The sequence below is a fragment of the Luteitalea sp. TBR-22 genome, assembly GCF_016865485.1.
In the GTDB taxonomy this organism is placed as follows: Bacteria; Acidobacteriota; Vicinamibacteria; order Vicinamibacterales; family Vicinamibacteraceae; genus Luteitalea.
Genome location: NZ_AP024452.1, coordinates 5,839,684 through 5,850,943, shown reverse-complemented (window position 1 = coordinate 5,850,943; position 11,260 = coordinate 5,839,684). Strand labels below are relative to the sequence as shown.

At 71.8% G+C, this 11,260-nt stretch carries 7 protein-coding genes; 2 read left to right on the top strand and 5 right to left on the bottom strand.

Features of this window, described 5'->3' with window-relative positions; translation table 11 throughout:
- Window positions 1-6 precede the first annotated feature (6 nt).
- Window positions 7-1,812, top strand: a complete 1,806-nt coding sequence (locus TBR22_RS24085; RefSeq protein ID WP_239490386.1) for a DUF885 family protein — start codon at window positions 7-9, stop codon at window positions 1,810-1,812.
- Window positions 1,813-1,968: 156 nt separating this feature from the next.
- On the opposite strand, the gene TBR22_RS24080 is transcribed toward TBR22_RS24085, so the two are convergent.
- From TBR22_RS24080 to rpiB, 4 genes are all read right to left on the bottom strand, one after another.
- Window positions 1,969-3,546, bottom strand: coding sequence for a glycosyltransferase family 39 protein (locus tag TBR22_RS24080; protein WP_239490385.1), 1,578 nt, complete (start codon window positions 3,544-3,546; stop codon window positions 1,969-1,971).
- An 88-nt stretch (window positions 3,547-3,634) separates the two neighbouring features.
- Complete coding sequence (locus tag TBR22_RS24075) at window positions 3,635-5,593, bottom strand: ATP-dependent DNA helicase (RefSeq protein WP_239490384.1); 1,959 nt, start codon at window positions 5,591-5,593, stop codon at window positions 3,635-3,637.
- Window positions 5,594-5,601: 8 nt separating this feature from the next.
- Window positions 5,602-6,870, bottom strand: coding sequence for a serine hydroxymethyltransferase (gene glyA / locus TBR22_RS24070; RefSeq protein WP_239490383.1), 1,269 nt, complete (start codon window positions 6,868-6,870; stop codon window positions 5,602-5,604).
- A gap of 18 nt (window positions 6,871-6,888) precedes the next feature.
- Window positions 6,889-7,338, bottom strand: coding sequence for a ribose 5-phosphate isomerase B (rpiB, locus tag TBR22_RS24065; RefSeq protein WP_239490382.1), 450 nt, complete (start codon window positions 7,336-7,338; stop codon window positions 6,889-6,891).
- Between the two features lie 54 nt (window positions 7,339-7,392).
- Between rpiB and TBR22_RS24060 the strand changes: the two genes are divergently transcribed.
- Window positions 7,393-8,577 (top strand): class I SAM-dependent rRNA methyltransferase, encoded by a 1,185-nt coding sequence (locus tag TBR22_RS24060; RefSeq protein ID WP_239490381.1) that lies wholly within the window; start codon window positions 7,393-7,395, stop codon window positions 8,575-8,577.
- Window positions 8,578-8,646: 69 nt separating this feature from the next.
- Here TBR22_RS24060 and TBR22_RS24055 read toward each other — a convergent pair whose 3' ends face one another.
- Window positions 8,647-10,968 (bottom strand): ATP-dependent RNA helicase, encoded by a 2,322-nt coding sequence (locus TBR22_RS24055; RefSeq protein WP_239490380.1) that lies wholly within the window; start codon window positions 10,966-10,968, stop codon window positions 8,647-8,649.
- Window positions 10,969-11,260 lie beyond the last annotated feature (292 nt).

The window sequence follows — 11,260 nt, the reverse complement described above, 5'->3', positions numbered from 1 at the left end:
TCGCCGATGCGCCCCAACCTCCTCGTCCCGCCCGTCCTCGTCGTCCTGCTGCTGGCCGCCAGCGCCTGCCGGGAGGCGACGACCACGCCCTCGTCCGCCGGTGCCGGAGACGCCAGGACGCCGACCCAGCGCGAGCTGGCCGCCCTGCTCGACGCCGAGTGGGAGTGGCGGCTGCGGGAGAACCCGCAGTTTGCCACCACGGTCGGCGACCACCGGTTCGACGGCCAGCTCTCGAAGGAGTCCATCGCCGACGAGCAGCGCCGCGCCCAGGACACCCAACGGTTCCTCGACGCCGCCAGCAAGCTCGATGGCGCGTCGTTGCCTGACGCCGACCGCATCACGCTCGACATGTTCCGGGGCGAACTCGAGGACCGGCTGGCGGCCTTCCGTTTCCGCGAGTACCTGCTGCCGATCAACGCCGACTCGGGGTTCCACTCCGGTTTCGCGCTGATGCCGCAGACGCTGCGCCTCCGGGACGCGCCGGACTACGACAACTACCTGGCACGCTTGCGCGCATTTCCGCGCTACGTGGACGAGCACATCGGGCGCATGCGCGAAGGCCTGAAGGCGGGCATCACGGTGCCGAGGGTCGCGCTGGCCGGCGCCGACGCGGCGGTCGGTCCGCTCATGCCGGCCGATCCGACTGCCAGTCCGCTGTATTCGCCATTCAAGAGGCTCCCGGCCACGCTGCCGGCTGCCGAGCGCGCGCGCATCGAGGCAGCAGGCAGGGCGGCCATCGCGGAGGCGGTGACGCCGGCCTATGCGCGCTTCCGAGACTTCCTGGCCAGGGAATACATCCCCGGCGCGAGGGAGACGCTCGGGGCCAGCGCCCTGCCCGACGGCGCGGCGTTCTATCAGCTCCTCGTCAAGCGCTTCACCACGCTGCCGCTCACGCCCGACCAGGTGCACGAGACCGGGCTGCGCGAAGTGGCGCGCATCCGGGCCGAGATGGAGCAGGTGATGCGCAAGACGGGCTTCACCGGCGACTTCGCGGCGTTCCTGACGATGCTGCGCACCGATCCGCGCTTCTACCCGAAGACCGGCGAGCAGTTGCTCAAGGAAGGCGCGTACATCGCCAAGCGCATGGACGCGAAGCTCCCCTCGCTGTTCGGCCGCCTGCCGCGGCAACCCTACGGCGTCGCGCCCGTGCCCGACTACCTGGCGCCGAAGTACACCGCGGGCCGCTACAACGGCAACCCGCCCGACGGCACCGAGCCTGGCTACTACTGGCTCAACACGCATGCGCTCGAGACGCGGCCGCTCTACAACCTCGAGGCGCTCACGCTCCACGAGGCCGTGCCTGGGCATCACCTGCAGATCGCGTTGGCCAACGAGGCGCAGGGCGTGCCCGACTTCCGTCGCTACTCCTACATCTCCGCGTTCGGCGAGGGGTGGGGTCTGTACTCGGAGTGGCTCGGCGTCGAGGCAGGCTTCTACACCGATCCGTACAGCGACTTCGGGCGACTGACGTACGCGATGTGGCGTGCCGCGCGTCTCGTGGTGGACACGGGCCTGCACATGAAGGGCTGGACACGGCAGCAGGCGATCGACTACCTGGCGAGCAACACCGCGCTGTCGCTGCACGAGTGCACGACGGAGACCGACCGCTACATCAGCTGGCCGGGGCAGGCGCTGTCGTACAAGATCGGCGAGCTGAAGATCCGCCAACTGCGCGCGAAGGCCGAGCAGGTGCTCGGCCCGAAGTTCGACGTGCGCCGGTTCCACGACGCCGTCCTTGCCAACGGCTCCGTGCCGCTGCCGGTGCTCGAGCAGCAGATCGACGCGTTCATCAGGCGCGAGTCGGCGCGCTGACGCGCATCTCCCGGTCGGCCTTCGTCATTCGGCCTTGGGCCTTCGTGGCCCGACGGCCCACGCGCGTCGACCTGAAGGTCGACGCCCACGACTGTCGGGTCTCGTCGTTCGGACACTGCGGTCCACCTGGAACAGGCGCGCGCTCCGCGTCAGCGCCTACCCGAAGTGCCTGACGGCTGGCCACAACTCGCGCAGCGGACGCGTCGGCCGTCGGCACACGTAGATCGGCAAGCCCTGCTCGTACGGCATGCACAGCGTGCACGTCGTGCGCCCGACGACCCGCACGTCGGTAAACACCTGGCGATGGTCGTCGGCCTCGCCGCCGACGACGATCAGCGGGCCGCCCGTGTCGGCGCCGGGACCCCAGTGCCAGTAGGCGTTGTGCCCGGAGATGACCGGCGGCAGCCCGCGTGACGGGCCGTAGTACTCGAGCGCGCCCGCCTCGCCGTAGTTCTGCGTGAAGATCTTCGCGGCGGCGCGTTCGGCTGGCGAGAGCGTCGCCACCGCCCGCGCGACGTCGTCGGCCAGCGTCTCCCAGCCGAACATGTCGGCGTAGTGCTGCGGCAGCACGCCCTTGCGGTGGCGCTCGCCGGACTCGACGGAGATGCCCAGCCGCGCCAGGTGCACCTGCAATCGCTCCGGCGAGAGCACCGGCAGCGTGACCGGCACGAGCAGCACGCCGAGGAGGATCACGGGAGACTGCGCGAGCCGTCCCCACCAGAAACGCCACGGCGCCCAGCGCTCGAGGGCCACCGCACCTCCGGCGAGCAGCACCGGATACGCGGGCATCACGTAGTACGGCTTGGACCGCTGCGCAATGAAGACCCCCACGACGAACAGCCAGGCGACCGCGTGGCTGCGCCAGGGGGCGCGGGGCCTGACGAGCCCCGCGAACGCCGCGATCACCACGACGGTCCCGACGGGGCCGAGCAGGCTCACCTGCTCGAGGAGGAAGGCCCCCGGAGAAAGCACCGTGATCTTGTCGCGCTGCGCGTTGCGGACGAACTCGGCAGTTGGCCAGCCATTCGCGTGCTGCCACCACACGTGCGGGAGGAAGAGCAGCACGGCGAGCCCCACGGAGGCCCAGGCCCAGGGCGAGCGCAGGTGGCGCCGAGCCGGCGTGAGGACCATGCCGACGACCAGGGCTGCGCCCCACACGAGCCCCGACACCTTGGTGAGCGCGGCCAGGCCGATCACCAACCCGAACAGCAGCCAGGCACGTCGCGGATCAGGGGGCGCGGCGGGGAGTGCCCGCTCTCCGGACGCTGCCGTCGCGGAGTCGCGATCCGACGTGGCGTCCGACAGCAGCAGCGCCGCGGCGCTCCACAGGAGTACCTCCGGCGCGTTCATGGACAGGTAATGGAACGTGTACAGGTAATAGGGGCTCAGCGCGAAGGCCAGCCACGCCACCGTCACGGCAACGCCGCCGCCGCCCATCCGCCTGACCAGGCCGGCGACCACCGCGAGGACGCCGACCAGCAGCAGCAGCATCGGCAGGCGCAGCGCGTAGACGCTGGTGCCGAGCGTGTGTGTCGTGAGCCAGGCGATCCCGGCGACCAGCGGCGGGTGATCGACGTAGCCCCACGCAAGGTGGCGGGCGTTGGCAAGGTAGTAGAACTCGTCGCGGAAGATGCCGTAGCGGCCGAGCGTCAGCAGGTGGGCGAGCAGGAGCGTCGCCGCGACGAGCAGGGCCGACATCGGCAGGCGGCGGCGCGACGGGCCGGGACTGGACATGCGCGTCAGGCTAACAGGTAGGGCGCGATCTCCGACCGCGCCGTTCAACCAGCGGCCATGCCGAAGGGCGCGGTGCGGGCACCGTGCCCTACCCCTGGAAGAACTTCACGACCTCTTCCGGGCGACGCGTGACCGGCGCGGGCGGCAGCGCGTTCAGGAAGCGTCGCCCATAGCCCATCGACTGCAGGCGCGGATCGAGCAACGCGATCACGCCGCGATCCTGGCGATGCCGGATGAGTCGCCCGACGCCCTGCAGCAGCGTGAGGATCGCGAGCGGCACCTGGAAGCCGGCAAACGCGTCGATGCCGCGCCGCTGCAGCGCCTCGATGCGCGCGGCCACGACCGGATCGCCCGGCGAGGCGAACGGGATGCGGTCGATGATCACGCAACTGAGGGCCTCGCCGACCACGTCGACGCCCTGCCAGAAGCTCGACGTGCCGAACAGGACCGCGTTCGACGTCTTCCGGAACTGGTCGATCAGTACCCCGCGCGGCATCGTCCCCTGCACCAGCATGGGGTACGGCAGGCGCGTGGACAGGCGCGCGTGCGCGTCGCGCAGCGCCGCGTAACTCGTGAACAGGAGGAACGCGCGCCCCTCGCTGGCGGTGAGCAGTCGCTCGGCTTCGGCGGCGAAGGCCTCGGCGTACTCGCGCGTCCGCGGGTCGGGCATGCGGCGCGGCAGGTAGACGAGGGCCTGCGTGCGGTAGTCGAACTCGGAGGGCACGCGCACCTCGAGCGCCTCGCCGATGCCGAGGCGGGCCCGCGCATAGGCGAACGATCCGCCGATCGAGAGCGTCGCGGAGGTCAGCACCAGCGACGGCAGCCTGTCGATCAACACGTCGCGGATGATGTGCGACACGTCGATGGGCGCGGCGCGCAGCGCGACCTGCCGCCCCCGGAGCTCGAGGAAATACACGTACTCCTCGGCTTCAGCGCGCAGCAGGAAACGCAGGTCGTCACGAACCTCGCCAGCCCGCTTGGCCAGTGCCCGCAGGTCCTCGGGCGCGTCCTTCAGCAGCGCGAGGGCTTCCTCGAGGGCCGAGAGCGCGCCGAGCAGTTCGAGGCCGCTCTCGCCCGCTGCCTCGGCGAGCGCCTCGCCGGTCACCCGCAGTCGCTCGTCGAACAGCGTCGCGCCAGGCTCCGGCGCGCCGCCCTGGCGGACGCCCGGCCGGCGCGTCTGGAGGTCGAGGAAGAACGCCCGCGAGGCGGTCGCCAGGCGCTCGATGGCGCGCGCCACCGCCTCGGCCTCCTGCGCCGGCACGAACAGCGGCGACGTGCGGATGGCGGCCGCGTCGGTGAACAGCTGCTCGACGCGGTAGTTGCTCACCGCGACGCCGAAATACTGGGTCGCGACGTCCTCGAGCTGGTGTGCCTCGTCGACGATGCCGACCTGGCATTCGGGGATGACGGCCCCGAACGTGTGGCGGCGCACCGCCGCGTCGGCGCACAGCAGGTGGTGGTTGACGATCACCACGTCGGCGTCGGCGGCCTCCTGGCGCATCCGCGTCACGAAGCAGTCGGTGTAGCGCGGGCACTCGCTGCCCAGGCAGTTGTCGGTCGTCGCGGCGATGCCGTGCCAGAACGGCAGTTCCTCGGGCAGGTCCGACAGCTCCGCGCGGTCGCCGGTCTGCGTCCGCGGCGCCCAGTGCTCGATCAGCGCCATGGCGACGCGCGTCTCGTCGTCGCGCGGCCGATCGTCGGTCAGCGCCTGCTCGAACCGGTGCAGGCACAGGTAGTTGCCCCGCCCCTTCATGCAGGTGGCGCGGAACGGCCCGAGCGCCTTCTGCAGCAGCGGGATGTCCTTGTCGATCAGCTGCTGCTGGAGGTTGCGCGTCCCGGTCGAGACGAGCACCTTGCGGCCCGACAGGATGGCGGGGACGAGGTACGCGAGGGTCTTGCCGGTGCCGGTGCCGGCCTCGGCGAGCAGCACGCCGCCGTCGCCGACGACGCGCGCCACCGCCTCGGCCATCTGTTGCTGGCTCTCGCGCGGCTCGAAGCCGTCGAGCACGGTCGCGAGCGCGCCCCCGGGGCCGAGGGCGCGCCGCACGCCGTCGATCAGGCTGGGGGCGGGTAGAGCGGGAACTCCCGGCACAGCTCTTCCACTTCCAGCTTGATCTTGGCCAGGGCAGTCTCGTTCTCGGGCACCTGCAGCGCCGCCGAGATGAGGTCGGCGATGCGGTCCATCTCGGGCTCGGTCATCCCGCGCGTGGTGACGGCCGGCGTGCCGATGCGGATGCCGGAGGCCACCATGGGCGGGTTCTTGTCGAACGGGATGGCGTTCTTGTTGACGGTGATCCCGGCCCGGCCGAGCGCGGCTTCCGCCTGCTTGCCGGTGAGTTCCTTCGAGAACACGTCGACGAGCATCAGGTGGTTGTCGGTGCCGCCGCTCACGAGGCGGAAACCCTCGTCGCGGAGCGACTGCGCGAGGCGCTTGGCGTTGCTGGCCACCTGCGCCTGGTAGGCGCGGAAGCTCATCTCCATCGCTTCGCGGAAGCACACGGCCTTGGCGGCGATGATGTGCATCAGCGGGCCGCCCTGCACGCCGGGGAACACCGAGCGATCGATGTCCTTGGCGTACTCCTGCTTGCACAGGATCAGGCCACCGCGGGGGCCGCGCAGCGTCTTGTGCGTGGTCGTCGTGACGTAGTCGCTGTGCGGCACCGGGCTCGGATGCACGCCGCCGGCCACCAGGCCCGCGATGTGCGCCATGTCGGTGAGCATCCGCGCCCCGACGGCCCTGGCCACCTTCGAGATCCGTTCGAAGTCGATGATGCGCGGGTACGCGCTCGCCCCGACGACGATCAGCTTCGGCTTGTGCTCGTGGGCGAGTCGCTCGACTTCCTCGTAGTCGAGGCGCTCGTCGTCCTCACGCACGCCGTACGGGACGATGTTGTACAGCTTGCCCGAGAAGTTCAGCGGGTGGCCGTGCGTCAGGTGCCCGCCGTGCGCCAGGTTCATGCCGAGGATGGTGTCGCCCGGCGCGAGGAACGACAGCATCACGGCCATGTTGGCCTGCGCGCCCGAGTGTGGCTGCACGTTGGCGTGCTCGGCCTGGAACAGGTCCTTGGCGCGCTGGATGGCCAGCGACTCGGCGACGTCGACGAACTCGCAGCCGCCGTAGTACCGCTTGCCCGGGTACCCCTCGGCGTACTTGTTGGTCATCACCGAGCCGGCGGCCGCCATCACCGCCGTGCTCGCGAAGTTCTCCGACGCGATCAGCTCGAGCCCGAGGTTCTGCCGGGTGGTCTCGTTGGCGATCGCCTCGGCGATGTCGGGGTCGACCTGGGCCAGCGGGCGCAGGTGGAGGGGCGTGAGGTGATACATGCGTGTGAACCTGACGGCCTAGCAATGACGGTCGTTGTCGAGCGCCGTGATCTTGTCCAGGCGGCGCTGGTGGCGCCCGCCCGCGAAGGAAGTGTCGAGGAAGATCGCCACGATCTGCAGCGCCATCTCGGGCGAAGTGACCCGCGCCCCCAGCGCCAGGACGTTGGCGTCGTTGTGCTCGCGCGCCAATCGCGCGCTCTCGAGGTCGACGACGGGCGCGGCACGCACGCCCGCGATCTTGTTGGCCGCGATCGCCATCCCGAGGCCGGTGCCGCAGGCCAGGATGCCGAGGTCGGCCTCGCCCGACGCCACGGCGCGACCGACCTTCGCCGCGTAGTCCGGATAGTCGACCGAGGCTTCGCCCACCGTGCCGAAGTCGTGGACGTCGATGCCGCGTGACTGCAGCAGCGAGTGCACCGCTTCCTTGAGGTGGACGCCTGCATGATCCGCGCCCAGCGCCACGCGCATAGGGCCGAATTGTACTATACGGATCCCGCCCATTCCGGCCGGTTCACCCCTCCCATGTCCTCCGCACCCTCGCCCCGTTCGAACCTCGCCGTCCTCTCCCGCAAGGGGGCAGACCGCGTGCGCGCGGGCCACCCCTGGATCTACCGCTCCGACGTCACCGACCTGCAAGCCGAGCCGGGCGCCGTCGTCGAGGTCCGTGACGGTCGAGGCGCGCCCCTCGGCCGCGCGCTGTCGTCGAGCGAGTCGCAGATCACGCTGCGGATGCTCACCCGCGACGCGACGCCCGTGGACCGGGCGTTCTGGCGCGGCCGCCTTGCCGCGGCGATTGCGGTCCGCGAGCGGCTCGCGATCGACGCCACGGCCATGCGACTCGTGCACGGCGAGGCCGACCTCCTCCCGTCGCTGATCGTCGACCGCTACGACGACGTGCTGGTCGCGCAGACGCTGTCGCAAGGCACCGACGCCCACCGCGACCTCATCGTCGAGCTGCTGGTCGAGCTGCTGCAGCCCCGCGGCGTGCTGCTGCGCAACGACCCGAAGGTGCGCACCCTCGAGGGACTGCCGCAGGAGGTCACGCTGGCCTACGGCGAGGTGCCGCCACAGGTGGAGGTGCGCGAGGGGCCGGTGCGGTACCTGGTCGACCCCTGGCACGGCCAGAAGACCGGCCTGTTCCTCGACCAGAGCGAGAACCACGCGGTGGCGGCCGGCTACGCCCGCGGCCGTGCGCTCGATGCCTTCAGCTACCACGGGGGCTTCGCGCTGCGGATGGCGCCGCATGTGGAGCACGTGCTGGCGCTCGACGCCTCGGCCGACGCCGTCGCGGCGATCGCCGCCAACGCGTCGCGGCAGGGCCTCGGCAACGTCGAGGCGCGCGAGGCCAACGTCTTCGACGCGCTGCGCGAGTTCGAGCGCGGCGACGAGCGGTTCGACACGATCGTGCTCGACCCGCCGGCCTTCGCCAAGCACAAGGGCGCGATCCCCAAGGCGGTCAGCGGCTACAAGGACATCAACCTGCGCGCGCTGCGGCTGCTGAAGCCGGGCGGTCACCTGATCACGTGCACCTGCTCGGCGCACGTCGACGAGGGCATGTTCGGCAGCATCATCCTCTCGGCGGCCACCGACGCGCAGATTCCGGTCGTGGTGGTGGAGAAGCGGATGCAGGCCCGCGATCATCCCGTGCTGCTCGGCGTGCCGGAGACGTACTACCTGAAGTGCTTCGTGCTGCGCCGCGCGGGGTAGGCAGCCATAGAGGTAGGGCGGGGTGTCCCACCCCGCCGTTGGTTGGACGGCGCGGTCGGAGACCGCGCCCTACCTGTGTCCCTTGGTCCGGTGCGTCGGCGTGGCCGTCCAGGGGTCCTCGGGCCAGGGGTGCTTCGGGTAGCGGCCCCGCAGTTCCTTGCGCACTTCGGCGTAGGTGGTCGTCCAGAAGCTGCGGAGATCGCGGGTGGACTGCACCGGCCGCCCGTTGGGCGCCAGCAGCTCGAAGAGCACGGGCTCCCGACGAGGTCCGAGGCGCGGGGTCTCCGCCAGTCCGAACAGTTCCTGCAGCTTGACGGCGGCGCGCACGCTGCCGTCGTCGGTGTAGGTCAGCGCCGCCGTGCGACCGCTCGGCAACGGAAGCCGCGCCGGCGCTTCGGTCAGCAGGCGCTGGCGCGTGCCCCACGGTAGCGCGGCTTCGATGTCGATGGCCGCCAGCGTGTCGACGCTGGCGGCGGCTTCGCGCACCAGCGCCGGCAGGTCCACGTCGATCCCGCAGAAGGCGAGTCGCGCGAGCAGCTGCGTGTCGGCCTCCGATCGCGGCCTGTCGAACCAGGCCGCGGCAAGTACGCCGTGGTCGTCAGGGCCAGGGCCTTCCTGACGTTCCGACAGGGTGAGCGCGTGATATCGGCGCCGCACCACGACGCGCAGGCGACCCTGCTCGTCGACGCGCGGCTCGCGCGTCGTGCCGGTCGGCGTGAGCCAGTCCTTCTCGACGGCACTCGCGAGCGACACCTGCGCGTCGCGGCCTTCTACCGTCCGCACCTCGAGGGCCACGAGGTGAAGGGCCTCGCGCACGCCGCTGGCCGCAGACAACCGCGCTCCGGTGCCGGTAGCCAGCAGCAGCGCCTCGCCGTTCGGCACGCGGCGCTGGGCGACCCGGTCCGGAAAACCCGCGAGCACCGCCCGCCCGAGCACGTCCTCGGCGATCGGACCCGCCTGCCGAGCGTGACTCGGCGCCTCGTCGGCGGCGGCGCGGCCGATGGCACTGGCCGCCCGCGCCAGGTGCGGCAAGGCGCGCGCGCCCGGCAGCAGCGACAGCAGGTCCGAGGAGGTCGTCCGACCGTCCGGCGTCGGCAGGCGCCCCTCGCCGAGCAGGGCCGCCGCCAGGCAGGCGTCCGGGTGCGCGTCCGCGGCGAGCACGAGCCGCGCGAGCCGGGGCGGGAGCGGCATCCTCGCCATTCGCCGTCCCAGGGCGGTCACGCTGCCGCCAGCCGCCGCGCCGAGTCGTTCGAGGAGCACGATCGCGTCGCGCTGGCGGTGGGCGGGCGGCGCGTCGAACCACTCGAAGTCGTCGAGGCGCCCGCCCCACGCGAGGATGGCCAGGAGCACGGGCGCCAGATCGATGCGCGTGATGTCGGGGTCGCGGAACGGGCGCAGGCGATCGCGCTCGTCCCACAGGCGGACCGCCACGCCGGGGCCGAGGCGCGCGGCCCGGCCGGCTCGCTGGTCGGCCGCATCGCGCGTGACCCGCTCGGACTGCAGCGTGTCGATGCCGCGCGCGGCGTCGTAGCGCGCCACCTTCTGCCATCCCGTGTCGACGACGGCGCGGACTCCGGGGACGGTGACCGAGGTCTCGGCGATGTTGGTGGCGAGCACCACCCGCCGTTCCCGACCCGGCAGCAGGACCGCGTCCTGCGCGTCCGGTGGCAACGCCCCGTGCAGCGGCAGCACCTGCACGCCGCGGCTCGTGGCCAGGCGCGTCAGTGCCCGCTGCGCATCGTCGATCTCGCGCGCGCCCGGCAGGAAGCACAGCACGTTGCCCTCCTGCTGCAGCAGCAGGTCGTCGACGACGGCGGACAGCGGCCGGTCGGGGGCGTAGGTCACGGCGAGCGGGTGGGCATCGCCCGGCACCTCGATGACGGGGCAGTCTGCGAGGTAGGCCGAGACCGGCCCGGCATCGAGCGTCGCCGACATCACGAGCACGCGCAGGTCGTCGCGCGCCAGCCAGGCCTGCTTGACCAGCGCCAGGCCGAGGTCGGCGTGCACGCTGCGCTCGTGGAACTCGTCGAGGACGACGGTGCGAATGCCGTCGAGCAGGGGATCCTGCTGCAGGCGGGCGGTGAGGATGCCCTCGGTGGCGAACAACACCCGTGTGTCGCGGCTGAAGCGCGGCTCGAACCGCACGTGCCAGCCGACCTCGCGGCCCAGCGTCCAGCCCTGCTCCTCGGCGACCCGCCGCGCCAGGGCGCGCGCCGCCGCCCGGCGGGGCTGCAGCACGAGCACCTGCCCGTCACCGGCCAGCGCCGGCGGCACGCGGGTCGTCTTGCCCGCGCCGGGCGTCGCGACCAGCACGGCGGCGCGATGCGCCCGCAACGCCTCGCGCACCGCGTCGAGGTGCGCATCGATGGGCAGGGGCGGCAGCGGACTCACCCACGCATTATCCGCATCCGGCCGAGCCTGTCGTGTGCCGCCATGTTGCCGCCGTGTGCAAGGCCTGGGACATTCCCGGCATCGCGGCATCGCGGCATCGCGGCATTGACGCTATGATGGCCAACAGTCCGCCAGGGGTATCCCGCGAGGGATTGAGATCACACCCTTGGAACCTGTTCCGCCTTCGCGCCTCCCACGACGCGCCCTGGCGGACCCGCCGCCGCGTCACGGACGCGACGGTGGGCCGGTTGATACCGGTGGAGGGAGCGCGGGCGCGCGACGCGCGCGTCTC